This window comes from Klebsiella sp. 54, assembly GCF_018223875.1.
In the GTDB taxonomy this organism is placed as follows: Bacteria; Pseudomonadota; Gammaproteobacteria; order Enterobacterales; family Enterobacteriaceae; genus Klebsiella; species Klebsiella quasipneumoniae.
In genome coordinates this window covers 1,525,128-1,549,478 of record NZ_JAGRRA010000002.1, presented here as the reverse complement: position 1 = coordinate 1,549,478, position 24,351 = coordinate 1,525,128, and the positions used below count along the sequence as shown (strand labels likewise).

At 57.4% G+C, this 24,351-nt stretch carries 26 protein-coding genes; 17 read left to right on the top strand and 9 right to left on the bottom strand.

Going from position 1 to position 24,351, the window contains the following annotated elements; translation table 11 throughout:
- Window positions 1–106 precede the first annotated feature (106 nt).
- A complete protein-coding gene (locus KHQ24_RS09150; protein ID WP_017900396.1) occupies window positions 107–1,576 on the top strand; it encodes an alpha/beta hydrolase in 1,470 nt (489 codons plus the stop codon).
- Between the two features lie 52 nt (window positions 1,577–1,628).
- Here KHQ24_RS09150 and KHQ24_RS09145 read toward each other — a convergent pair whose 3' ends face one another.
- Together KHQ24_RS09145 and KHQ24_RS09140 are read right to left on the bottom strand one after the other, a co-directional pair.
- Window positions 1,629–2,504, bottom strand: a complete 876-nt coding sequence (locus KHQ24_RS09145; protein ID WP_211777234.1) for an NAD(P)-dependent oxidoreductase — start codon at window positions 2,502–2,504, stop codon at window positions 1,629–1,631.
- A 130-nt stretch (window positions 2,505–2,634) separates the two neighbouring features.
- The gene (locus KHQ24_RS09140; protein WP_108432962.1) at window positions 2,635–3,519 is read right to left on the bottom strand and encodes a LysR family transcriptional regulator; all 885 of its coding nucleotides are present in this window, start codon (window positions 3,517–3,519) and stop codon (window positions 2,635–2,637) included.
- A 110-nt stretch (window positions 3,520–3,629) separates the two neighbouring features.
- On the opposite strand from KHQ24_RS09140, the gene KHQ24_RS09135 reads away from it, so the two are divergent.
- Window positions 3,630–4,382: a sulfite exporter TauE/SafE family protein gene (locus tag KHQ24_RS09135; RefSeq protein ID WP_064187370.1), complete on the top strand. Its 753-nt coding sequence runs from the start codon at window positions 3,630–3,632 to the stop codon at window positions 4,380–4,382.
- On the opposite strand, the gene KHQ24_RS09130 is transcribed toward KHQ24_RS09135, so the two are convergent.
- Window positions 4,379–5,077 carry a GntR family transcriptional regulator gene (locus tag KHQ24_RS09130; protein ID WP_004205898.1) on the bottom strand — a complete coding sequence of 233 codons (699 nt, stop codon included), beginning with the start codon at window positions 5,075–5,077 and terminating at the stop codon, window positions 4,379–4,381. The two genes, KHQ24_RS09135 and KHQ24_RS09130, sit on opposite strands and share 4 nt — an antisense overlap.
- A 267-nt stretch (window positions 5,078–5,344) precedes the next feature.
- On the opposite strand from KHQ24_RS09130, the gene KHQ24_RS09125 reads away from it, so the two are divergent.
- The 7 genes from KHQ24_RS09125 to KHQ24_RS09095 all read left to right on the top strand — a co-directional run bounded on the left by KHQ24_RS09125 (window position 5,345) and on the right by KHQ24_RS09095 (window position 12,808).
- The gene (locus KHQ24_RS09125) at window positions 5,345–6,883 is read left to right on the top strand and encodes a PTS transporter subunit EIIC (RefSeq protein WP_211777233.1); all 1,539 of its coding nucleotides are present in this window, start codon (window positions 5,345–5,347) and stop codon (window positions 6,881–6,883) included.
- Between the two features lie 11 nt (window positions 6,884–6,894).
- Window positions 6,895–8,223: a 6-phospho-alpha-glucosidase gene (locus tag KHQ24_RS09120; RefSeq protein WP_004205902.1), complete on the top strand. Its 1,329-nt coding sequence runs from the start codon at window positions 6,895–6,897 to the stop codon at window positions 8,221–8,223.
- Between the two features lie 742 nt (window positions 8,224–8,965).
- Window positions 8,966–10,411: a sugar porter family MFS transporter gene (locus KHQ24_RS09115; RefSeq protein ID WP_004205904.1), complete on the top strand. Its 1,446-nt coding sequence runs from the start codon at window positions 8,966–8,968 to the stop codon at window positions 10,409–10,411.
- Window positions 10,401–10,844 carry a PTS sugar transporter subunit IIA gene (locus KHQ24_RS09110; protein WP_004205906.1) on the top strand — a complete coding sequence of 148 codons (444 nt, stop codon included), beginning with the start codon at window positions 10,401–10,403 and terminating at the stop codon, window positions 10,842–10,844. The genes KHQ24_RS09115 and KHQ24_RS09110 overlap by 11 nt, the downstream gene beginning before the upstream one ends.
- Window positions 10,845–11,276: 432 nt before the next feature.
- Window positions 11,277–11,528: a hypothetical protein gene (locus KHQ24_RS09105; protein WP_004205908.1), complete on the top strand. Its 252-nt coding sequence runs from the start codon at window positions 11,277–11,279 to the stop codon at window positions 11,526–11,528.
- A gap of 12 nt (window positions 11,529–11,540) precedes the next feature.
- Window positions 11,541–11,681: a hypothetical protein gene (locus KHQ24_RS09100; RefSeq protein ID WP_017900388.1), complete on the top strand. Its 141-nt coding sequence runs from the start codon at window positions 11,541–11,543 to the stop codon at window positions 11,679–11,681.
- Between the two features lie 188 nt (window positions 11,682–11,869).
- Window positions 11,870–12,808: an alpha/beta hydrolase gene (locus KHQ24_RS09095; protein WP_211777232.1), complete on the top strand. Its 939-nt coding sequence runs from the start codon at window positions 11,870–11,872 to the stop codon at window positions 12,806–12,808.
- A gap of 33 nt (window positions 12,809–12,841) precedes the next feature.
- Here KHQ24_RS09095 and KHQ24_RS09090 read toward each other — a convergent pair whose 3' ends face one another.
- On the bottom strand, window positions 12,842–14,497 hold the full coding sequence (locus KHQ24_RS09090) for a putative bifunctional diguanylate cyclase/phosphodiesterase (RefSeq protein ID WP_004205911.1): 1,656 nt from the start codon (window positions 14,495–14,497) through the stop codon (window positions 12,842–12,844).
- Window positions 14,498–14,793: 296 nt separating this feature from the next.
- Between KHQ24_RS09090 and KHQ24_RS09085 the strand changes: the two genes are divergently transcribed.
- The 8 genes from KHQ24_RS09085 to KHQ24_RS09050 all read left to right on the top strand — a co-directional run bounded on the left by KHQ24_RS09085 (window position 14,794) and on the right by KHQ24_RS09050 (window position 20,234).
- Window positions 14,794–15,042, top strand: coding sequence for a hypothetical protein (locus KHQ24_RS09085; RefSeq protein WP_004205912.1), 249 nt, complete (start codon window positions 14,794–14,796; stop codon window positions 15,040–15,042).
- 290 nt (window positions 15,043–15,332) lie between these two features.
- Window positions 15,333–15,551: a ParD-like family protein gene (locus tag KHQ24_RS09080; protein WP_002904808.1), complete on the top strand. Its 219-nt coding sequence runs from the start codon at window positions 15,333–15,335 to the stop codon at window positions 15,549–15,551.
- Window positions 15,532–16,314: a type I methionyl aminopeptidase gene (gene map / locus KHQ24_RS09075; protein ID WP_065904745.1), complete on the top strand. Its 783-nt coding sequence runs from the start codon at window positions 15,532–15,534 to the stop codon at window positions 16,312–16,314. The genes KHQ24_RS09080 and map overlap by 20 nt, the downstream gene beginning before the upstream one ends.
- Before the next feature lie 268 nt (window positions 16,315–16,582).
- A complete protein-coding gene (locus KHQ24_RS09070) occupies window positions 16,583–17,698 on the top strand; it encodes a serine hydrolase domain-containing protein (protein WP_048294850.1) in 1,116 nt (371 codons plus the stop codon).
- Window positions 17,685–18,029 carry a hypothetical protein gene (locus KHQ24_RS09065; RefSeq protein ID WP_004205915.1) on the top strand — a complete coding sequence of 115 codons (345 nt, stop codon included), beginning with the start codon at window positions 17,685–17,687 and terminating at the stop codon, window positions 18,027–18,029. The genes KHQ24_RS09070 and KHQ24_RS09065 overlap by 14 nt, the downstream gene beginning before the upstream one ends.
- Before the next feature lie 28 nt (window positions 18,030–18,057).
- Window positions 18,058–18,591: a DUF2975 domain-containing protein gene (locus KHQ24_RS09060; RefSeq protein ID WP_004205916.1), complete on the top strand. Its 534-nt coding sequence runs from the start codon at window positions 18,058–18,060 to the stop codon at window positions 18,589–18,591.
- Window positions 18,592–18,593: 2 nt separating this feature from the next.
- A complete protein-coding gene (locus tag KHQ24_RS09055) occupies window positions 18,594–18,800 on the top strand; it encodes a helix-turn-helix domain-containing protein (RefSeq protein WP_004205917.1) in 207 nt (68 codons plus the stop codon).
- 141 nt (window positions 18,801–18,941) lie between these two features.
- Window positions 18,942–20,234 (top strand): glycoside hydrolase family 10 protein, encoded by a 1,293-nt coding sequence (locus KHQ24_RS09050; protein WP_211777231.1) that lies wholly within the window; start codon window positions 18,942–18,944, stop codon window positions 20,232–20,234.
- A gap of 16 nt (window positions 20,235–20,250) precedes the next feature.
- Here the strand turns inward: KHQ24_RS09050 and KHQ24_RS09045 are convergent, their stop codons facing one another.
- From KHQ24_RS09045 to KHQ24_RS09025, 5 genes are all read right to left on the bottom strand, one after another.
- Window positions 20,251–21,573 carry a type II toxin-antitoxin system HipA family toxin gene (locus KHQ24_RS09045; protein ID WP_064187239.1) on the bottom strand — a complete coding sequence of 441 codons (1,323 nt, stop codon included), beginning with the start codon at window positions 21,571–21,573 and terminating at the stop codon, window positions 20,251–20,253.
- Window positions 21,573–21,839 (bottom strand): type II toxin-antitoxin system antitoxin HipB, encoded by a 267-nt coding sequence (gene hipB / locus KHQ24_RS09040; RefSeq protein ID WP_004205921.1) that lies wholly within the window; start codon window positions 21,837–21,839, stop codon window positions 21,573–21,575. The genes KHQ24_RS09045 and hipB overlap by 1 nt, the downstream gene beginning before the upstream one ends.
- 282 nt (window positions 21,840–22,121) lie before the next feature.
- A complete protein-coding gene (uraH, locus tag KHQ24_RS09035) occupies window positions 22,122–22,448 on the bottom strand; it encodes a hydroxyisourate hydrolase (protein ID WP_053810395.1) in 327 nt (108 codons plus the stop codon).
- Window positions 22,445–22,945: a 2-oxo-4-hydroxy-4-carboxy-5-ureidoimidazoline decarboxylase gene (gene uraD / locus KHQ24_RS09030; RefSeq protein ID WP_017900378.1), complete on the bottom strand. Its 501-nt coding sequence runs from the start codon at window positions 22,943–22,945 to the stop codon at window positions 22,445–22,447. The genes uraH and uraD overlap by 4 nt, the downstream gene beginning before the upstream one ends.
- Window positions 22,923–24,302 (bottom strand): nucleobase:cation symporter-2 family protein, encoded by a 1,380-nt coding sequence (locus KHQ24_RS09025; RefSeq protein ID WP_017900377.1) that lies wholly within the window; start codon window positions 24,300–24,302, stop codon window positions 22,923–22,925. The genes uraD and KHQ24_RS09025 overlap by 23 nt, the downstream gene beginning before the upstream one ends.
- Window positions 24,303–24,351: the final 49 nt, after the last annotated feature.

The following is a 24,351-nucleotide window of genomic DNA, read 5'->3' as shown; positions in this document are numbered from 1 at the left end:
CTGCTGCTGCAACGCCTGGGTAACAGGAAACCTAATAAAAAGTCAATCTCCCTGACCATGTTTATTTATACTCAGAAAACATGTCATTAAGAAAGGAAGCTACGCATTGAAATGGCTAACCTGGTTAAAACGTATCGTGTTGTCCCTGCTGCTGTTGATCGTTGGCGCTCTGGGACTACGCCTTTATGACATTCAGCGCGGGCCCGATCTGCAGCTTTGGCATACCTGGGTTCCGCATGAGATGGACGCGGATGAAATCGACAATGCTGACTGGAACGATTACATCAAAAAAGAGAATGCGCTCTTCAGTGAGGTAAAACGCCAGGTTACCGATAAGCTGGACGCTTCGCAGCAAACCGAACTGAATCGTTACTACAGTCACAGCCCTATCTATCCGGACTCGTTTCCCACCAACTGGAATCGGTCATACATCATGATGCCGGATGGTAAACCGCAAGGTGCCGTGGTGTTGCTGCATGGTCTGACGGATACGCCCTACAGCCTGCGGCATATCGCCGAAAATTACCGCCAACAGGGTTATGTCGCCATCGGTATCAGATTACCGGGCCATGGGACGGTTCCCGCCGGGCTGACCGACGTGGACTGGCAGGACTGGCTGGCCGCCACGCGCCTGGCGGTGAGAGAAGCGAAACGACTGACGGGTAAAGATGCGCCCCTGCATATCGTCGGATTTTCCAACGGCGGCGCGCTGGCAATGAAGTATTCGCTGGACACGCTGGATAATGCCGAACTGGCAAAACCCCAGCGGGTGATCCTGATTTCTCCGATGATCGGTATTACTAGCTTCGCGCGTTTTTCCGGCCTCGCGGGCTGGCCCGCGTTTCTTCCCGCCTTCTCGAAAGCCGCATGGTTAAACATCATGCCCGAATTTAATCCGTTTAAATATAACTCCTTCCCGACGAACGCCGCCCGGCAGTCCTTCCTGCTGACCAAAGCGCTGCAAAAGCAGATAGTGGCTGACGCGAGAAATCAGAAACTTAACAGCTTACCGCCGGTATTGACCTTTCAGTCCGTCATGGATTCAACGGTCAGTACGCGGGCGATCGTGACGGCGCTGTATAACCGCTTGCCGGATAATGGCAGTGAAATTGTCCTGTTCGATTTAAATCATGCGGTCAGGTTTAATTCATTATTACGCCGGACGTCTTACACCGCGCTGGCGCGGTTGCTGCCCGCAGCGCCGCGAGCTTATCAAACCACGATCATCACTAACGCCAATTCCGCCAGTACAGAGATGGAGATCCGAACAACACCTGCCGGGAAAACAGACACTACGGTGGAGAAGCTACAGGGACTGCATTATTTACCGGACGTGTATTCGCTTTCTCATGTCGCGCTTCCCTTCCCCTTGAGCGATTCGCTGTACGGACGCTATCCCCATCCGCTGAATCAATACGGGATCAGCCTCGGCACGTTTGCAGCTCGCGGCGAGCGTTCTGTGCTGGTAGTGGGTCTGGACTCGCTGATGCGCCAGTCTTCCAATCCGTTTTTTCCCTATATGATCAAGCGCATTGACGAAGGGATCGACACTCGCCCGGCTCTCTCCGGGAAATAACTCTTCTCTGGATAAGTGGCCACCACGGCCACTTTTTCCTGAGGATGCGGTACTACGCTTTCGCCGACGTCGACAGCCACTGATATATCGAGGACAAATCCTGCCCGGCATATCCTGCGTCCGCCGCCTGCTGCCACAGTTCGGCGATGTTATCCAGCCCCGGCATGGTGTGCGGCTCGGCCAGGGAAAGCGCCAGCCGGGCATCTTTCAGCGCATGCGCCAGCTGCATCTGCGGCACGAATTGCTCATTGGCGATGGCGTCCAGTTTGACTTTGACATACGGTGCGGCCAGCGGGCCGCCTTCCAGGGCGCTCCACAGCTGGACGGGAGTAAAGCCCAGCGTCTTCGCCAGCTGAGCGCTTTCCGCGATGCCCTGCATCATCGAAATCAGCCAGGCATTGAGGACCAGCTTCATTTTCTGGCTGTTGCCCGCCTCACCAAACCACTGCGTCCCACGTGAGATAGCGGCAAATATCTGCTCCGCCGCGCCACATTTTTCACGCTCCCCGCTGGCGAGCACCAGGATCTGCGCCTTCTCCGCCGGGGCTTTGGTCCCTGAAACCGGAGCATCGACGAAGGTCATCGCCGGCTGAAGCTCCCGCAGCAAGGCGATAGCCTGCTGGGTCTCCGGCAGGCCAATGGTGCCCATCTGGCAATAGATCGCCTGCGGCTGACAGGCAGGCGCAATTTGCGCCAGTACCTCCAGGGTAGCCTGACCGTCGGCGAGCATACTGATGATCACCTCAGCATCGGCCACCGCCTGCTGCGGCGTGGCGTGCAGAGATAATCCCTGCGCCTGTAAATCCTCGCCGCGCGCTGGCGAACGGTTCCAGCCCGCGACGGTAAAGCCCTTCTTCAGTAGATTGCTGGCAAAAGCGTGTCCCATGGCGCCGAGTCCCAGCACCGCGACCTTTGGTAATGTACTCATCTTGTCTGTCCTGATTCGCGTATTAATAAATGGCGGACGTCTACTATCGCATCTCTGGCACGGAAGTCAGTAGCAATAACCGCCATAAAAAGTGACACTGTCACTACGTCATGGCCATGTTTATAGCGGCTCAGGGCTGGCGGAGCCACTCCAGCAAGCGGCGCATTGCTGGCGACAGGCGGTCGTCATCCTGATAGCACAGGCACAGCCGACGCAGCGCCCAGCGATCCTGCAATGTGATAACGGTGAACCGGTAGCGCAGCTGGTAGCGTTCGGCAATAACCCGCGGCAGGATCGCCCCGCCGGCACCGTGAGCCACCATCTCGCAAAGCCCTTCAAAATGGCTCATCCTGATGCGGACGTTCAGCGCCTGGCCGAGCCCGGCGGCCTGCTCTTCGATATGCTGCTGCAGTGCGCTGGTCTGATAGAGCGCGACCAGCGGCTCATGGATAATCGTCGCAAAAGCCACTTCGGCGGTTTCACGCAAGGCATGGGCCGGCGGCACGATCAGCACCAGGGGATCCTCCGCGACGGGCTCCAGACGCAACGGCCCGGGATCGACCGCATCGGACACCACCCCGGCCTGCGCTAAGCCCGCCAGAATGCTGCTGACAATATCCGCGCTGGTGCGCTCTTCGGTGTCGATCTGTATCCCGGGATGCGCTGCCATCCACGCGGCGAGTTTGCCCGGCAGAAAAGCCGACATCGCCGAGGTATTGGCAAACAGGCGCAGCGTTCCCTGCTGACCGCGGGCGAAGGCGTGCATCGCCTGGCGCAGACGCCGCTGCTGCTCTAACAACGGACGAGCATGGCGCGCTAGCACCTCCCCGGCCTCGGTCGTTGTCACTCCCCGGGCATGACGGTGCAGCAGCGGCACACCGACCTCCGCCTCCATTTTGCGCAGCCTTTCGCTGGCGGAGGCCAGCGCCAGATGGGCCGCCGCCGCTCCGCCGGTAATGCTGCCGGTATCCACGATGGCGATAAACAGCCGCAGATCGGCGAGATCCAGTCGCATGACGCCCTCCTTCCCTTCGGTTTTACCGTAGCCTTTGGGCAACATACCGCATTGTCCCCCCCGCGACCAGCTGTTTCAATGCCCTTCTCTGAGCCGATAGGTGAGCCATGATGTTTGATCTCCACACTCTCTGTTTACTGCTGATTTTTATCGCCGCCGGCCTGGTCAAAGGGGTGACCGGTATGGGGCTGCCCACCGTGGCGATGGGCCTGCTTGGCCTGCTGATGCCGCCACCGGCCGCGGCGGCCTTGCTGGTGCTCCCCTCGCTGTTGACCAATCTCTGGCAGCTGCTGGCCGGCCCCGCGCTGGCGCAGATTGCGCGTCGCCTCTGGTTAATGATGACCGGGATGATTATTGGCACGCTGGCGGGATCGTCACTGCTCATCCATCTTAACCCGCGGTGGTCGGCGCTAGCGTTGGGCGCCGTGCTGATAGCTTATGCCGGATACGCGCTCCGTGGTCCGGCGGTGCAGGTTTCTGCACGCATGGAAAAGCGCCTGTCGCCGCTGATGGGCGGACTGACCGGAGTGATCACCGGGGCGACCGGGGTATTTGTTATTCCGGCGGTGCCCTGGCTGCAGGCGCTGGGCTTTCGTCGCGACGAGCTGGTCCAGGCCCTGGGATTGTCGTTCACCCTGTCCACTCTGGCGATGGCGGCCGGCCTCTCTCTGCACGCTGGCTGGCGCGCAGATTCGCTGCTGCTGTCGGCGCTGGCGCTGGCGCCCGCGCTGCTCGGCATGTGGCTGGGACAGCGGATCCGCTCGTGTCTAAGCCCGGAGCGCTTTCGTCAGGGCTTTCTGTTGTTCCTGCTGGCGCTGGGGCTGGAGCTTGTCCTCCGGGGGTTGCTGGCGGAATCATCCTAGCGGCGGGTAATGTGCTTCACATTGTATTTACTGGTATTCTGGTAGATCTCTGAGAAATCAACGATCGCCCGGTTCTGGGCGTAGCTGACAGACTGCACCCGTAGCAGGAGGCTGTTAGGCGCCACCTGCAGCAGCTCCGCCTGCTCGCGGGTCGCCAGCACCGGGGTATAGCTGCGGTGGCTCTCAATAATGGTGATATGGCACTCTTTTTTGAAATAGTTGAACTTAGACTGCTCAAGGTTACCCACGCTGAGCCACGGAAAAGCGGCGTAGGGAATGTAGCTGTTCTCCACCAGGATCGGGACCTCATCAATCAGCCGCAGCCGCCTGACGTAGTAGACTTTTTCTCCCGGCTGGATCTTTAACTGCTGGGCAATGGCCGGCGGGGCGTCAAGCAAGGTGAACTCAATAACCTTATTGCGGTAGTTGGTGACCCCCACCACCTGCATCTGGTAGTTAAATCCCTCCAGCTCTCCGCCATGATAGTTACTTTTACGCACAATGCAGGTTCCGCTGCCGTGCCGCCGGGCGATCAGCTTTTCCTCCTCGAGTAGCGCCAGCGCTTTGCGCAGCGTCATCACCGAGACCTGCAGCTCCGCAGCCAGCGCTTTTTCGCTGGGCAGCATATCGCCGACGGCATAGTCGTCGCTGTTGATGCGGGCCTTCAGTTCTGTGGCAATCTTTTTATAAATCACTTTTAGATGTCTCACCGAGAGGAATGACGTCAAATGCAGCCGCATTTAATGCATTGTATTTATTCATAAAAATTAATTTTCACGCGCCATAAGCAGCGTTAACTCATCTATAAAAATGGCTATATTTATATATCTCTCCTGCAACAATATATATGACTTTCGTCACAGATGGCCTTTTTCCTGCTCGGGATCCCGGTGGTCTGCTCCTAGTCTGATAAGCCTATTGATCAGGTGATGACAGCGGGCGATGAAGACGAGAGGACAACCATGATTGGCGTGAAAAAGCTTCAGGACTTTTCCAAGGCGATGATCGGGCCGGTGCTGTATCTGCCGGCTATCGGCCTGTTGATCGCCCTGTTCAGCATGACCACCAACCGGCTGTGGGTGGATGAAAGCAGCGGAATCTATCTGTTGGGGAAATTCGTCTCCAGCATGCTCTGGGCGCTGATGAACAATCTCGGGTTTCTGTTCTGCCTCGGACTGGCCAGCGGTCTGGCGAAAACCCGCAAAGCCGAAGCCGCTTTCGTGGCGGCCATGACCTGGCTGGTCTATCTGGCGGCGAACAACAGCTGGCTGACCCTGACCCATCGTCTGGCGACCGGAGCCACCAACGCGCAACTATATGGCAGCGGACAAACCTATATCTTCGGTTTTCAGGTCATCGATATGGGCGTGTTCCTCGGTATTATCCTTGGCTGCGCCGTCGCCTTTGTTCACAATCGCGTGGTTGGCATTGAGTTTCGCGGCGCGCTGTCGATCTACGGCAACAGCAAGCTGGTGCTGATCGTGATGCTGCCGTTGGTGGGCCTGTTTGCTATCGCCACCGTCTATCTCTGGCCGGTGGTGGAGCTGGGTATCTCGGCGCTGACCGGCTTTATGAAATCCTTTGGCGCCATCGGGGTCTTCCTGTACGGCTTTCTCAACCGGTTCCTGATCCCCACCGGGCTGCATCATTTGATCTGGTCGCCGTTCGTCTTTACCTCTATCGGCGGTCAGTTGCTGATTGATGGCCAGACCGTCATTGGCGCCAAGCCTATTTTTCTCGCCGAAATCGCCCGTCATCCCGTTGACGCGCTCAGTGATTCCGCCCGGTTTTTGACCTATGGGATGGTGAAGATTTTCGGCACCGCCGGTATGGCGCTCGCTTTCTATCGCACGGCGAAACCGGAGAATAAACAGCGGCTCAAAGTCACGCTGATCCCCTTAATTGTCACCTCCGTGCTGGTGGGGATCACCGAACCTTTTGAGTTTCTCTTCATCTTCACCGCCCCGCTGCTGTGGCTTATCTACTCCCTGCTGGACGGTTTTTTCCAGATGCTGGCCTGGCTGCTTCACGTGCGGGTCTGCGCCACCAACGGTCTTTTCGATTTTGTCGTCTATAACCTGCCCGCCGGCGCCAGCGTGACGCGCTGGCCGGTGTTTGTCGCCCTCGGGCTGCTGGAGACCGCCACCATGTACCTGGTCGGCACCTTCTGTATTACCCGCCTGCGAATGCTTACCCCGGGGCGCGAAGCCGCTGCCGATGCGGTGCGTTCCCCACAGACGGATCCGGCAAATGGCGAGTCTGACAAAGGCGCGATGGTGATTGCGGGGTTGGGCGGCAAAGAAAATGTTTGTGCGGTGGAAAACTGTTTTACCCGCCTGCGGGTCGATGTGCGCGACCCCGCACTCATCCAGCAGACGCTGTTAAAAGAGAGCGGAGGGAGCAGCGTGCTGATTAAAGGCAATCATGTTCAGGTGATCTACGGCCTGGGGGTTAACAAAATTCGAACGGCGGTCAACGCCAGTCTGGGTGTAACTGAATAACGAGGTGGTAAATGAAAGATAACTTTGTGGTCACGATTGCCGGCGGCGGTAGTACCTATACGCCGGGGATTGTCATGATGCTGCTGGAAAATATGGCGCGCTTTCCCCTGCGGGAGATCCGTCTGTACGATAACCATCACGAGCGTCAGAAGACCATCGGCGACGCCTGCGCCATTCTGGTGGCGGAACGCTTCCCGCAGGTAAAATTCAGCTATACAACCGATCCGCAGGCGGCCTTCACCGACGTGGATTTTGTGATGGCGCATATTCGCGTTGGCCTGTATGAGATGCGGGAAAAGGATGAAAAAATCCCGCTGAAATATGGCGTGCCGGGTCAGGAAACTTGTGGACCGGGAGGGATCGCCTACGGTATGCGCTCGATTGCCGGCGTGCTGGAGCTGGTCGATTATATGCAGCAGTACGCCCCGGGGGCGTGGATGCTTAACTACTCCAACCCGGCGGCCATCGTCGCGGAAGCGACCCGTCGCCTGCGGCCCGACGCGCGCATCATCAACATCTGCGATATGCCGGTGGCCATCGAGGGGCTGTTTGCCGATATCCTCGGTCTGCCGTCGCGTAAGGCGCTGAACGTCCGCTACTATGGCCTCAATCATTTTGGCTGGTGGACCAGCATCACCGATAAAGCCGGTAACGATCTGATGCCGGCGCTCAAGCGTCACGTGGCGGAGCAGGGTTACAGTAGCCCAAAAGAAGATTTTCAGCATAAAGCGCCGAGCTGGATCGAAACCTTTAAAAAAGTGAAGGATGTGTTTGCCCTCGATCCCCTGACGTTGCCTAACACTTATCTGAAATACTACCTCTATCCTGACTACGAGGTAGCCCACTCTGACCCGGACTTTACGCGGGCTAACGAAGTGATGGCCGGACGTGAAAAAGAGGTCTTCGATATGGCCCGGGAGATCACTCGTCGCGGCACCGCGGAAGGCGCGCATTTCCATGCCGGGGCCCATGCCACCTTCATCGTCGACCTCGCCTGCGCCATCGCCTTTAACACCCAGGAGCGGATGCTGTTGATCGTGGAAAACAACGGGGCGATCGCCAACTTTGACGAGACGGCGATGGTGGAAGTCCCCTGCCTGGTGGGCGTCAACGGCCCGGAACCGCTGGCGATGGGAAAAATCCCTTCGTTCCAGAAAGGACTGATGGAGCAGCAGGTGGCGGTGGAGAAGCTGGTCGTTGACGCCTGGATTGAGAAAAGCTACCAGAAACTGTGGCAGGCCATCACCCTGTCAAAAACGGTGCCCAGCGCCGCGGTGGCGAAAGCGATTCTCGATGAGCTGATCGTCGCCAACGAAGGTTACTGGCCCGCGCTGCACTGATTTTTTGCCACAACCCTGCCGTGAGAGCCCCTCTCGGCAGGGTTATCGCCGGCATCCATCCCGCGATACCTCCTTCCATAGCCTCCCTCAGCGCCAACGCGTCAATGGCCTGCGCGACGCCAGGCCAGACTGACATCACAGCATCGCCAGCCACTATTTTCCCTGAACAGAGTAATGAAATATAAATTCTATTCTTCGATATTATGGCGTAAAAATGTGATCTGCGTTGTATTCTCTGCGTTACATTAACCCACTGAAAACAACATCATTATTACTAGCTCGCAAATTTAACCCGCATTTCATAGGGATATACTGCCGCATGCCATTGTGATTCGCTTCATGTATTTACCTTCCTGCAACACCGATTTGAAATTAAATTTTCATAATGTGATCTTGTAGCATGCTCATTCCATTTCTTTGTGCCATATTCTTAGCACGGTAAATCGCCGGAACGACAGCAACGTGCCACACCAGGGCGCTGTCCTGCGGCCAACGTCGGCGCTGCCGACGCACTGAAGACCGCTAACCCGAAAAGGAGAACGGATATCGACGACATCCATGCCAACACCAAGCCGTAAACCTCTTTGACCGCCATTGCTTAGCGTACCCTGCCTTGTGCTGAGCAATTACACAAAGAAGAAAATCATTTAATTCAGTTAGATACGACAACACAGGCGTGATAAATCCTGACTGGGGAGATGTATTTTTATCTTGTGTCGTTCAACAAAATAAAGGGACTACCATGTCATTTATAACAAACCTGAACCAGCAACAGAGAAAACGACTTCATCAGATCACCTTAGTGGCCACCTTCGGCGGCCTGCTTTTCGGTTACGACACCGGCGTTATCAACGGCGCCTTTTCCTCACTGAAGCAGTACATGGCGCTGACCCCGACCACCGAAGGGCTGGTAATGAGTGTCCTGCTGATCGGCGCCGCGCTGGGCAGCGTGTTTGGCGGTAAGTTCGCCGACTACTTCGGCCGGCGCAAATACTTGCTCTTCCTCTCCTTTGTTTTTCTTATCGGCGCCCTGCTTTCCGCCGCGGCTCCCGATATCACTACCCTGCTGATTGCCCGCGCCCTGCTGGGCTACGCCGTCGGCGGCGCCTCGGTCACCGCCCCCACCTTTATTTCTGAAGTGGCGCCCACCGAGATGCGCGGTAAGCTGACCGGCCTGAATGAAGTCGCCATCGTTATCGGCCAGCTGGCGGCGTTTGCCATTAACGCGATCATTGGCATCATCTGGGGCCATCTGCCGGACGTCTGGCGCTATATGCTGCTGGTGCAGGCGATCCCCGCTATCTGCCTGTTTGTTGGCATGTGGCGCGCGCCGGAAAGTCCGCGCTGGCTGATCAGCAAAAACCGCCACGAGGAAGCGCTGCATATTCTCAAACAGATCCGCCCGGCGGAACGCGCGCAGAAAGAATTCGACGACATCTCCACCCTGATCAAAATTGAAGCCGGCAATAAGTTCAGCACCCAGAACACCTTCACCACTATCCTCAAAACGCCATGGATCCTCAAAATTTTGCTGGTGGGCATTACCTGGGCCGCGCTGCAGCAAACCACCGGGGTGAACGTGATTATGTATTACGGCACGGAAATCCTGAGTGCCGCCGGCTTCTCAGAGCGTACCTCGCTGATCTGTAACGTGCTGAACGGCGTCTTCTCCGTCGGCGGTATGCTGATTGGCGTGCTGTTTCTCGTCGATCGTTTTAAGCGTAAGACGATCATTATCTACGGCTTCGCCATTATGGCCACGCTGCACCTGATTATCGCCGCGGTCGACTACACCCTCGTGGGCGACCTCAAAGCCACCGCTATCTGGCTGCTGGGTGCGCTGTTCGTCGGCGTGATGCAGGGTTCGATGGGCTTTATCACCTGGGTGGTGTTAGCCGAGCTGTTCCCGCTGAAATTCCGCGGATTGTCGATGGGGATCTCGGTATTTTTCATGTGGATCATGAACGCGGTGGTCAGCTACCTGTTCCCGCTGCTGCAGGCGAAACTGGGCCTTGGGCCGGTCTTCTTTATCTTCGCGGCCATCAACTATTTGGCGATTCTGTTCGTGGTGTTCGCCCTGCCGGAGACCTCCAATAAATCGCTGGAGCAGTTAGAAGCGGAGCTGTCAGCGAATCATGAGGATAAAAAATCTACTCGTCTCACCAGGGAGGTTGGCTATGATCGATAACATCACGCTGGATAATCTGCACATCGGCTGCAAGGCCAGTAATAAAGCGGAAGTCATCGCCATGATTGGCGCAGAGTGTAAAGCCAAAGGCTATGTCAATCAGGAGTGCGTTCACTTTCTGCTGGAGCGTGAACATCAGGTTTCCACTTTTTTGGGCAATGGCATCACCCTGCCGCATCTGCCGAAATCAGCGACGGATATCATTCTTAAAACCGGGATTGAGATCTATCAGTTTCCTGATGGCGTTATCTGGGATCGCGGCAACGTGATGTTTATTGCCATTGGCGTGATTGCGAAAGAGAAAGAGCATATTGACGTGCTCAAAGAAATTGCCTCGATATTCAGCGATGAGCTGATCGCGAATGCGTTGTCATTAATCTCCGACAAAAATGACTTCCTGAAGATCCTCCAGCATAACGCGCTACCGCGTTAAGTGCGCCACCGGCCGGGGCTCTGCCCCCGGCCATCGCCTTATTTTATTGGTCTCGCAGAAAGCAAGCATTACGAAAAATCTAATTTTCTCCGTTATCACGTCACTCACAATAATAACCGGGGAAATTAACGCATATCGAATGGCTATCAACTCTATTTATTATGCGACAGCTCTTATCCAATATAGGAAAATGACCAATAAAAACAGCATGTTAACTATTAAAAGTCTTTGCATTCTTTGCTTTGCTGTTCAGGCCGTGAGTGCCGCGCGCCAGTGATTCCTGCGCTATCCCATTAGTTTTGATTTATATCAATACTGCCTCCAGCGTTAAAATGCATTTTACAGCGCGATTATTTTGGAAAGGTGTATACGACATTGGTTTTACGATTTGGATATTTATTTAGCCGGCCCGCAAGCCTGTGGGGATGGCTGATGTGTAACGCGCTTAATGGTATCGCGATCGTCCTCTGCTTTCGCGGGATAAGCATCGTGACAGGCTATCGTCAGGCGGTCTGGCAGGTCATCATCACGCTGGCTATTATTATATCGACCTGGTATAGCGCTAATTATTTCGCCGCCCTGGAAGCGCGACGCGACAGACGACGCTTTCTGCTGCTGGCCTGGGTGGTGATGACCATTCTACTGAATTTCATTCACCTCAGCGGCGCTGAATACCGTTATTAAAGGAGCATGCCCATGACGCTGGCGATGCTGTTGGTGCTTATCAATCACCATAAAGGTCTGACGATCTTACTGATTGTCATTATTGCGCTGTTGGTTATGGCGCTTACCCCGCTGGTCAAAAAACTGCTGAGCACCCTTCACGATCGGTCCTGACTTTTCTCTCACGGCCGCCGACAGGCGGCCATCTCTCCTCCTGTTAGACTGATTCCGCCACCAGCCTTAGCGGCATGCAGCCTGCTGCAGCGCGCATGAAAAGAAATGAGAACCATTATCAATGAAGCTATGCTAACGTGTCAGCCCAGGCAAAACGCCAGATGACAGAAAACAGGGGGACAGACGAGGTGAAGCAGGATTCAGGGATCATCACAGCGCGGCAGGCGCACGGATTGCTGACGCTGGCGATAGGCGCCGCGCTCTTCTACAGCAGCGGCAGTTTCGCCCGGCCGGATCTGCAGCCGCTGGGGCCGAATATTGCGGACAAAGGGTCAGCTTTCTACCATTTTACCCAGCGCCAGTACGACTCTGCCGATGGCGAACGCCATTACCGGGTGTGGACTGCGGTGCCGGATAAAGCGCCGCCGGCCGCCGGTTATCCGGTACTGTATATGCTGGACGGCAACGCGGTGATGGATAAACTCAACGACGCGTTTCTGCAACAGCTCTCCGCTGGTTCCCCGCCGGTCATCGTCGCTATTGGTTACCAGACGGCGCTGCCCTTCGATACCACAGCCCGGGCCTGGGATTACACTCCGCCGCTTAAGACGCATCAACCTCGCGCTGGAAAATCCGCGCTGCCGCCGCGAAAAACCGGGGGTAATGACCTGTTTCGCCAGCTGCTGAGCGAAACGATGGTTCCTCAAGCAGAAGCTAAGCTGAAAATCGATCCCCGCCAGCGCGCTATTTGGGGTCACTCCTATGGCGGACTGTTTGTACTCGACGCGTGGCGTAAGAGCGACCTGTTCCATATCTTTTATTCCACCAGCCCGTCGCTCGGCCAGGCACTCGAGTCTCCGCTTAAAGACAGCAAAAACATCGATGCCGCGGCTTTCGTCGGGAAATCGCTGTATCTGCTGGAGGGGGATGGCAAAGCCCCTGGAGAGCCGTCCGGGCACGTGGCTTCCCTGGCGGTTTTGCGTCAGACCCAACAGCAACTGGCGGACAACGGCTTGCGGGTGGCCTTCTGGCGCTACCCTGGGCTGACCCATGGTCAGATGTTCGAGGTCTCCCTGCGCTCCGCGCTGCTGCACCTTTCCGGGCAGGCAGCGCTTGCGCATCAGTGATGACCTTGCGCCCACCAGCGGACGGCGGGCGATTCAGCGCTGATCGGGCAGGTGTTTAATATCGACCGGCTCGCCGAACAGGAACCCCTGCATTTCGTCACATCCCTCCTCTTCGAGGATCTGCAGTTGTCCTGCGGTTTCCACGCCCTCGGCGATAAGCGGCGTATTGATCGAGTTGCCCAGCGAAATAATGGCCCGCACGAATGAGCGGACCTGGGGATTGCTCTCCACATCCAGCATAAAGCTGCGGTCGAGCTTGATGACGTCGAAATGAAAATCGCGCAGCATGCTCAGGGAGGAGTAGCCGGTGCCGAAATCATCCAGTGCGATACTGATCCCCATCTTTTGCAGATGATGCAGGACGCTGAATGCCAGCTGCTTGTTCACGATAAACGCCGTCTCGGTAACCTCAAACTCCAGCAGGCTGACCGGATAGGCGGTACGCATCAGGATCTCGCGGACTTTTTCGATAAAGCTACGATGACGCAGCTGCACCGGCGAGATATTGACCGAAATTTTTCTGTTGAGACCCTTTTCCAGCGCTTCGTTACACACCTGCTCCAGCACCCAGTAGCCTAACGGCACGATGGCGCCGCTCTCTTCGGCAATGGGAATAAACACGTCCGGCGGAATAGCGCCCAGCTGAGGATGCTGCCAGCGCAACAGCGCTTCATAACCGGTGATGCGACGATCTTTAATATTGCGGATCGCCTGATAGTGAAGCGAAAACTCCCCCGCCTGAATACCGCGGCGGATGTCGGCGGCCATCATATTCCGCTGCCGCGTCTTGTCGTCCATCTCGCGTTCGTACCAGCAAATTTTGTGGTCGAGACTGCTCTTTGCCCGATACATGGCCAGATCGGAATTGCTCAGAACCGTATTAATATCCGTCCCGTCCTCCGGGTAGACGGAGATACCCATGCTGGCGGAAAGGATCACTTCCGTCGCGGCAAACGTCTGCTTACCGCTGAAGCAGTGCCAGAGACGGGCGGCAAAGGCGTCCACCTCGCTTTCATCGGCAAAAGGTTTGACGGCCACAAACTCATCGCCACCGAAGCGGGCGACCATCTCCTCCTTCTGCAGCGTTTTGAGTACGGCGCCTGCCACGCGCTGCAGCAGTTGATCGCCAATAAGATGGCCCTGCAGATCGTTAATCTCTTTAAACTTATCTAAATCGATGGTGAAAACGGCAAAGCGGCGGGCGTCATTCCCGGTGATTAGCTTTTCCACCCGCTCAAAGAACTCCACCCGATTGGGTAAACCGGTCAGCGCATCGTAACGCGCCATCCACGCGATGCGGTCATTGATCGCCTTCTGTTCGCTGATGTCGCGGGTAATTTTGGCAAAGCCCAGCAGGTTATTTTGCTCATCGCGGATGGCATTGATCATGACATGCGCCCAGAACCGGGAGCCATCTTTACGATACCGCCAGCCTTCGCCTTCGAACTGCCCGCTACGCAGGGCAATTTGCAGATTATTCGCCGGCACCCTGGAGAGTTGTTCGGCTTCGCTATAGAAGAGACCGAAGTAGCGACCGATGATCTCATCGCTCAGGTACCCTTTTGCCCGGCGGGCGCCCTCATTCCAGCTAATGACCGTCCCGTCGGCGCTCAGCATATAGATGGCATAATCTTTAACACTTTCAATAAAGTGGCGATAGGCAATGTCCGTCAGGTGATCGTTACTCATGGTACAGCGCTCTCTGTGGCTCGGTCGTGGCAAAACGCATTAGATATAACAGAATCACGCCCATAATGAATACAAGGTTAAGGTGTTTTATGGTCGCCTTTCCGGCCCGGACAACCGCCGATCGCGCGGCGGACACTCCTGTTAAGCGTAGTGGACCAGGCCACCTTCGGGGGGATAACCTCGGCGATTTTCGCACTTAGGTCGCCCACTAATAGTTACTTTTATTGATTAAAAAGTTTGATTGAAAGAATAAATAAAAGGAGTAATGTTAATAATACTTTCTATGGAGGTTAAATATGTTGCGTGATTATTTAAAAGTGGAAAAAGAAGATCGGTTGGTTGAACAACAGAGTCGTCATGACAATAGTCAGCATTATTCTTCGGTAACTGAATGGGTTATTTTAAGTAAAGATGGCCAGCGTAAAGGCCGGGTATCCCTGTTTGACCGCTTCACCACCCGCCGCTCCTGGAGCGACAGCTTCCGCATTACGCAGTTCGATAATGCGGGTAAAGTGGTGGTGGATAAACTCACTGACGCGCTGTAAATTCCCCGGATTCCCGGCCTGACGGGAGAATATTCATACGCAAAATTAACACCTGCATAAAATATATTGATGCGTCGTCATCATGTTATTTTCATTCCGCATACCGATAACCTAATGGGTAATTTTCGCCATGGTGAGCCGCGCGAATTTTTAACCTGAAAAAATACGGTAAATAAGCCCGCTGGTCGGGCTTTTTTGCATGACGCTCGTCACCCACGCCACAAAATGCCAAGGACATCCCGCGCTGGTTTGTATACGATACATCTACGAATCATATATGGTCTGTTTCTATGGGAATCGTCAAAATCTCCGATCTGCTGCACGATGACATTCGTGATGCCAGCAAAGCCATGTCCCGCTCCGTTAATGCCCAGGCGGAATACTGGATCCGCCTGGGCATGATGAGCGAACTCTACCCCGAGCTTAACCACCAGCAGATCAAACTGCTGATGCTGAAATCCGGCTCTGACCGTCTGCTGGAGGTGATCAATGCCATCAATAATCATTAAAACCGCCGATGAGCTCGCGCGCCAGCGCCATGCCGGCCAGCTGCTGGCATCGGTGTTTGACATGCTGGATACCTTTATCGTCCCCGGCGTGACGACGATGGAAATCAACGATCGAGTGGAAGATTTTATCGTCAACCAGCTGGACGCCCGCCCGGCCAGCAAGGGGCAATACGACTTTCCCTATGTGTTGAACACCTCGATTAACGATGTGGTCTGCCATGGGATCCCGAAGGCGACCGAGCATCTGCGCTCCGGGATGATCGTTAACGTCGATATCACCCTCGAGAAAGCGGGCATGATCGCTGACTCCAGTAAGATGTACCTGATAGGCGACGTTTCCCCGCTGGCTCGCCGGCTGGTAAAGACCACCTATGAAGCCATGTGGAAAGGCATTGAGGTGGTGAAACCCGGCGCGACGCTGGGCGACATCGGCCATGCCATTCAGCGCTGGGTCGAGGACCATGGCTACAGCGTGGTCAGAGAATATTGCGGTCACGGTATCGGCCAGGAAATGCATGAAGAGCCGCAGGTGCTGCACTACGGCAGGCCCGGTGAAGGCGCGGTGCTGCGGGAAGGCATGGTATTCACTATTGAACCGATGGTGAACCAGGGCGGCAGTCGTATCAAGACCAAAAAGGATGGCTGGACGGTGGTCACCCGCGATAAAAAACTCTCCGCGCAGTGGGAACACACCGTGGCCGTCACCGCCAACGGATTTGAGGTGCTGACGCTACGCGACGACGAGCAGTCGCGGATCCGCTGAGTTTTCTTCTCCCGGTATATCGGCATAGCCGACATTTCTCGCTGGCGAGTACCGCCCTTCGTCAGCGCACTTTATCCCCTGGCCTCTATTGCCCCCCGCGTTCTCCACACCGCGCCGGGTGTGTCTGCTTTACCCCTCATAAAGTTAATCATAAAACGATAAAAATTTATTGTAAAACGATAAACACCAGGCTAACCTGCGCTCACTTTAACACCAGGGAGAAACGGTATTCCCTCACCTGGATGTCGTACCGCGTTAAGGAGAAAACATGCGCTGGAACCGCTATCGCCGGGACAGACAGATCATTGCCGCCGTGCTGGTTTTTACCGTCATTGTGGCGGCGGGGATCGCCCTGCAGCCCGGCTTTCATCCCCCCAGCTCCCGGACGACGGGGGATAAACAGCTGGTCTCGATATTAACGCCCCTGCTCAATGGCGCCCGCGGACAGGTCGCCGCCGCGCTGATTACGCCTCAGGGGGTGCGCTACGGCCTGTGGGGGAGCGAGTATACGACGCAGTATGAGATCGCCAGCCTGAGCAAAACCATGACCGCCAGCCTGCTGCTGGAGGCTATTCGCCGCGGCGAAGTCACCGCGCAGACGCCGGTGTCGGCGCTGGTCCCGGAGATTGTCAGCCCGGTGCGGGACGTTACCCTGGAGCAACTGGTTTCTCACCGTTCAGGACTGCCACCGCTTACCGCGTCGGTTGGGCAGCGGCTGGCTATTCTGAGCGACATTGCCCGGCGGCAGAATCCCTGGCGCTACGATCGACCCGCGCTGATCGCGATGATGAACCAGGCCACTCTGCAGCCGACGAAATGGTTTGATTATTCCAACGCCGGGTTTGCCCTGCTCGGACTGGCGCTGGAGCGGGCGTCTCATCGCGATTTTGCCACACTGATGGCGCAACGGGTCTTTGCCCCCGCCGGAATGCAGGGCGCGGAAGTGGCCCGGCAGAATACCCCAGCCTCGCCGTCGTTTGCCGCGGGCTGGTCTGTCTCTGGTTTTCCTCAGCAGCCATGGGTGATGGATGCCTTCGCCCCCGCCGGCGGCGTACGCGCCACGATTGTCGATATGGCGAAATATGCCCAGGCGCTGCTGGCAGGAAACCTGGCGGGCAGTGAAGGCATGCCCCCCCTGTTCGCCACCGATGATCCCGATTCCCGGGTGGGTTATGCCTGGTTCACTACCCGCGTCCGCGGACGGGAGATCGTCTGGCATGACGGGCAGAGTGGCGGCTTTGCGGCAATGATGGCCTTCGACCGACAGCGACAGACCGCGGTAGTGATCCTCTCCGATACCGCCTGGCCGGTGATCGGGCCTGCCATCAAGCTCTTACTGGCTGCCACCCCTGATGAACAGGAGGCGCGTAATGAACGGAATTGACATCCTCTGGGCGCTGTTAACGCTGTTGTCGGTGATCCTGTTTATTTCCGGCGACTGGCTGGCGCAGCGAAAAATACGCCTGCTCAATTATGTTTTGCTGGTGACCGGGGTTATTTATCTCGCCGAGGTTTTCCAGACCCTGCAGAATCTCGGCAAAATGGGCTACCTGTTTCGGATGCTGACCTGGACCATCCAGGCATCGTTCATCACCCTCAGCCTCTACCGCGTCTGGACCCGTCCGTGGTTTGCCAGCCGTCGACGCGGCGTCCGGGCGATGAGCGTTGTCTTCGCCGTGGCCCTTATGTCATGCTTGACGCGGCTGGTGCTTTAATTATTCTCATCAATCAGGAAGGTAAATTGTGAAGCAATCCAGAACCCGGCTGAGTCTGGCTATTATTAGCGGCATACTGCCCCTCTTTTTTATGCTCGCCCTGATCGTGCCGCTGTGGATTTTCTTTACCGGCGAACGATATTTTCTTTCCACCCTGCTGCACTTTGCTGAAGTGCCGTTAACCGACAACCCGGCCCAGGCGCCGGGGATGGCGAGACGTTTGTTGCTGCTGGCCCTGCTGTATCTTCCGGCCGGGCTGTTCGCGTTCGCTATCTGGCAGGGCATGAAGGTAACCCGTAGCGTCCGCCAGCGCAGCGTGCTCAGCCTCTCCCTGGCGCACAGCGTTCGTTACATCGCTCTGGCCATGGTGGGCATGGGGATCCTGTTGCCGGTGTGCCGCTTTCTCATCCCGCTGCTCGCCTGGTGGCCGCAGCCTTATTACCAGGTGGTGTTTCTGCTCAGCGACGGGGTGCTGCTTCTGACAGGAAGCTTGCTGTTTGTGACATTTCACGCCATGCTCCACGGGATCCGTGCGGAAGAAGAGAATAAGGAGTTTATTTAACGATGGCTGTGGTGGTGAATCTGGACAAACTGCTGGTGGAAAAAAAGATGACGTCCAGGGCGCTGGCGGCCTTTGTTGGCATTACCGAACAGAATTTGTCGCTGCTCAAGTCGGGAAAAGTCAAAGGCATCCGCTTTGATACCCTGTCGCGCATCTGCGAGGCGCTCGAGTGTCAGCCTGGCGATATTCTGGCGTGGGAGCCCGACTGACCTCTCCCACCTGATGTCAACAGTCCTATCAAGGAATTGCTCTGGCCGGCGAATCGTAAGAGAATAGCGCCTACACGCGACGATCTGATTACACGGGAGTTCATCATCAGCCATTCTCGTCGATTCCCCCTAGCCAGCAAAGTGGCGCTGGCAGGCGCGGCGCTCATCGCCGCCGGCATGCTGTTCAGCTGCACCAGTAAGGCCCCCAAATCCCTCGTCACGCCGCCGAAGAGCGCGGCCGTTAAAGCCGGTCAGACGCACCGGGAGCCGGTACGCGGCGTCTGGCTGACCACCGTCTCGCGCCTTGACTGGCCGCCGGTCGGGTCAATTATCGCCAGTACGCCGGAAAGCCGCATCACCCAGCAGAAGCTGGCGCTGATCGCCAAACTCGATAATCTGCAGCGCCTGGGGATCAACACCGTCTTTTTCCAGGTGAAACCGGACGGTACGGCGCTCTGGCGGTCGGATATCCTGCCGTGGTCCGATATGCTGACCGGCAAAATCGGCGAATACCCCGGCTACGATCCGCTGCAGTTTATGCTGGATGAAGCGCACAAGCGCGGCATGAAGGTCCACGCATGGTTTAACCCTTACCGCGTCTCGGTCAACACCAAACCGTCGACGATTGCCGAGCTGAACAACACCCTCACTCAGGTGCCGGCCAGCGTGTTCGTCCTGCACCGTAACTGGATCCGCACCGCCAGCGATCGCTTTGTTCTCGACCCGGGTATTCCCGAAGCGCGTGACTGGATCACCAGCATTGTCGCTGAAGTGGTGCAGAACTACCCGATTGACGGCGTGCAGTTCGATGACTATTTCTACACCGAAACCGCTTCTTCCCCGCTTAACGACAACGAGACCTTCCGTCGTTACGGGCAGGGCGATGCCTCGAAGGGCGACTGGCGGCGGCATAACACTCAGCAGCTTATTGCCCAGGTCTCCGCGACCATTAAAAAACTCAATCCGAACGTCGAGTTTGGCGTGAGCCCGGCCGGGGTGTGGCGCAACCGCTCCCACGATCCGGCGGGGTCTGATACCCGTGGCGCGGCCGCCTATGATGAATCCTATGCCGATACCCGCAGCTGGGTGCAGCAGGGGCTGCTCGACTACATCGCCCCGCAGATTTACTGGCCGTTTGCCCGCGATGCGGCGCGCTACGATGTGCTGGCCAACTGGTGGGCCGAGGTGGTCAAGCCGACGCATACCCGGCTGTATATCGGCGTGGCCCTGTACAAGGTGGGTGAACCGTCCAAAAATGAACCTGACTGGACGGTGGATGGCGGCGTGCCGGAGCTGAAAAAACAGCTCGACCTCAATGAGTCCCTGCCGCAGATCCAGGGCACCATCCTGTTCCGCGAAAACAACCTCAATCAGCCGCAGACCCGCCAGGCGGTTAACTACCTGCGCAGCCGCTGGGGGCCGCCGCAGAGCTAACCGCCAACCGGCTTCGCTATCCCGCCAGCAGCCCTTGCTGCAGGCGGGCGTGCAGTTTAAGCATGTTCTCCGTGATGGCCCGCCAGACGTGGGCGGAAAAGTCCGACGGCAGCGTTCGGCGGGCGCTTTCGATGGCCTGCGGCACGCGGTCGGCAAACTCGCCCAGGATCGCCAGCATCTGCTCCCGGGGGAAGTTAACCGCTTTGGCGGTCGCCAGAAAATGACGCGGATAGATAGCGTTAATCTCCGTTTTCCGCCCTTTTGTGGCATTGAGCCCCATCGACAGCTTCAGGTCGCGCAGATGCAGTCCCGTCCCGCCCAGCACCGGAAATGCCGAAATAATGTCGTAGAACGGCGTGAGCCGGTAGCTGCCGCCGGGCAGCAAAAAGAGCGAGAAGTTCTTCGCATGCCCGTCCGTTGCCCCGGTCAGCCACTGGAACACCATGAACTTCATAAAGTCATAGCGATCTTTCAGGGCCTCACTGGAGCCCAGCAGAAAGGTCATGATCGCGGCGATACCCGGCCCGCCGTCAGACTCATATTTCATCGACGACGGTATGCCGAATGCCTGACACAGATCCTCCTGCGGCAGACGCAGCAGCACGCGCCCCTCCTGCGCCCAGCGCCGGTCGAAGCGGGTCACCGCCAGCGCACGGATCCGCGGCGTGTTGATAATCTCCGCCTCCGGCACCGCCAGGCCCAACGCCCTGGCCAGCGCCAGGCACAGATATTCGTTATCCACGCTTTCACGCAGATCCAGCGTCGCATTGGGCTGCTTTATCTCGCCGATGGGCAGTTTAATGATATGGGTGGTCGGGGTGGTGCCCTGCGGAATACACCAGTGCTCGCCCATTCGCAGCAGCGCGGTTTTCTCCTGAGCGCCGGCCACCGAGATCCGAAAATCGTCCTGGCCGGTCACCATCCCGAGAGGAATATCCGACTGGTAGGCGGTCAGCAAAGCGGTCAGCTGCGCCTCATCCAGCGTCTGCCAGCGCAACGCGGCAAGATGCGCCTCTTCCCCCGGCGGCAGCAGAGTCACCGCCCCTACGCTGTCCCGCCCGACCTCGGCCAGCAGATCGAACGGCTGTTTCGAACGCGCCTGATAGCGCCTGACGATCCGCTCGCGGACCTGCGGGCTGTCGGGCAGCAGGTTATCAAAATAGTGATACACCGCGTCGGCGGTAATATTGCCATACTGCAGCGGCAGCGAGAGGGAGAGCGGTCTGGCGCGCGGGCTGCGCAGCCACTCCTCATCATAGCGGAAACTGTGCGCCCCGTTGGCCTGGCGGGTTAAGGTTCCCACGCGCGCATTGTTCATCCAGGTGGTGAGCGTCGCCATTACCAGTCAAGATCCGTGGTGTTATCGGGAATCATCGCCGTCTCTGCCGGTTTGGCGTTCAGGGTCATCACCACCCCCAGCGACTGGAGGATCTTAAACAGGGTGGTTAAGGTGGTTTTGTCGGGGTGATTTTCAAAATTGGACAGCGTCGCCTGTTTAATGCCGATCCGGCTGGCCAGCGCCTCCTGAGTCCAGTGATTTTGCTGGCGCAGCAGTTTCAGGTAATTGGCCAGCTGAACCGGACTGTATATCTGCGGGGAATTCATCGCCTTGTTCCTCACCATCATTTATCCCCCTATCGGGATAAAACTGGTTTTATACCCTGCAAGGGATAATGTCAAGTTTATCCCCTGGTGGGGATAGGTCAATGATTATCCTTACGTAGGGATAAAGCAGAAGGGATGGCAGCCGGAGCAACGTGGTCTGCCCGGTGGCGGCTGCGCCTTACCGGGCCTACGGGCTGTCGCTACCAGTTTCATCATCATCCAGGCCGGGCAAGCGCAGCACCGCTCGGCAATGGCTGTCACTCGGGCAACGCGCAGCCGGGCTTAGCTGCCGCGGTAGGTCGACCACCCGCCCGGGGCGATCAGAAACGGCAGATGGAAATGGTCCTCTGCCGCCTCGCCAATGACAAAATCAATCTGCGCCCGGGTAAAAACGCTATCGCGCCCGGCACGGGCAAACCACGCCCCGGTTTCCGCGGTTAAACGGTAGCGCCCCGCCGGCAGCGGCGCGGAGCTGAAGCTGGCGATACGCCCCTGGGCGTTGGTCACCAGGTTCGCCAGGGTCTCGCCCTCCCGGCTCAGGCTGACCGCGACGCCTTCAGCCGGCGTGCCGGTGGAAATATCCAGAATATGGGTGCTCAGGGTGCTCATTCGCCAATCGCTCCTTCCAGTCTTAACATCGTAATTTCCCGCAGCTGGGCAAGCGCCTCAGCCACTTCTTCGTCAGCGGTATGCTGCAGCCGGCGCGTCAGCGCCTGCAGAATCTCTTCGCCGCTGCGCCCTTTGGCGCGGATTAAAAACACCCGGCCAAAGCGGGCTTCGTAGCGGGCATTCCCCTCCCGCAGGGCCTGCGCCAGTCTTTCATTATCGCTGTCCACCGCCGACTGCTCCTGGCGCGACATCGTCGCGTGCGCCTGGCTGCCGCTCGGTTTTTCGCCGATCCGCGGATGGGCGCTGAGCGCCGCGTTCAGATCGTTCTCTCCCCAGTCGCCCATCGCTTCCCGGGCGACCTGCAGCAGCGCTTCACGGTTGGCGAAGGGGCGCAAGTTCACCAGCTTATCGCTCCAGGCCGGGATCGCCACACAGGGAGCCAGCAGCTCCCCTGCCTCATCGCCACTCAGGCTGTTAAACTGACTCAGCGCGATCATCCTGACTCCTTATCGTTTTCGTCGCCGCCTGCTCCTGCGGCAGAACAAGGTTAAGCGCTATCGCCACCAGCCCACCGCTGGTGGCCGCGGAACCGAACAGATCGCCGACCATCGGCGGAAAATGGCTGAGAAACGCCGGCACCGACTCCACGCCAAGACCCGCACCAAACGCCAGACCCACGATCAGCACATCGCGTCGGGTGAGCGGGTTCTGGGTAATGATCCGGATCCCGGCCGCCACCACGCAGCCAAACATCACCATCGTAGCGCCCCCCAGCACCGGCGCCGGGATCTGCCGCAACAGTTCGCCCACCGGCGGGAACAGCCCGAGCAGGATCAGAATTACGCCAATGTAGCGTCCGACATAGCGGCTGGCCACCCCGGTCATCTGGATCACGCCGTTGTTCTGCGCGAAAGTCGTGTTTGGAAAGGCGCTGAGCATTGCGGCCACCATGCAGCTGACGCCATCCGCCAGGATACCGCCCTTCAGCCGGTTGCGGAAAGCGCGATCGTCAACAGACTGTTGTGAAATCAGCGAGTTGGCCGTCAGATCGCCCACCGCCTCCAGAATACACACCAGCGACACCAGCGCCACCGGCAGAAATATCGCGCTGTTAAACTGAAAGCCAAACGGGAACAGCGTTGGCAGGCGAAACAGGGTATCGCCCAGGCTGTGAAGATGGAACTGACCGCTCAGCCCTGCCGCCACACAGCCCACGGCAATGCCCACCACCACCGAGGAGAGCCGCAGCCAGCGGTTTTTGGCGCAGCTCAGCAGGACGATAACGCCAAGGGTACCCGCCCCGAGCGCGATATTGCTCATGCTGGCAAAATCCTGCGCCTTTTCCCCACCGCACCAGTTAATGACGCTGACCTTGATCAGGCTGATGCCGATCAGCGCAATCACGCTGCCGGTAATGATAGGGGTAAAGATTTTCTTCAGCGGTTCGATAAAGCGGCTGACAATCACCGGCACCAGGGCGGCGACAAAGTTAACGCCAAACAGCATCGCCATAATATCCTGTGGCCCGCCGCCCTGCGCTTTCACCCACATCCCTCCGGCTACCGCCACGCCCAGAAAGGCGAAGCTGGTGCCCTGCATGCAGATCATCCCGGCGCCAATGCCCCAGACCCGGTTGGACTGCAGAAAGGTACCGATACCCGAAGCCAGCAGCGACATACTGATGAGATACGGCAGCCAGTCGCCAAGTCCGAGGGTGGCGCCGATGATCAGCGGCGGCGTGATGATCCCCACCAGACCCGCCAGCACATGCTGGAGGGCGCTAAAAAAGGCCGGAAGCGGTGGGATCCGCTGTTCAAGGCCGTAAAGCAGGCCGCTGTGATGTTCGTCAGACATGGTGTTATCCCGTAGCAAAGAGAAGTGCATGGGCTACTGCACAAAGCAG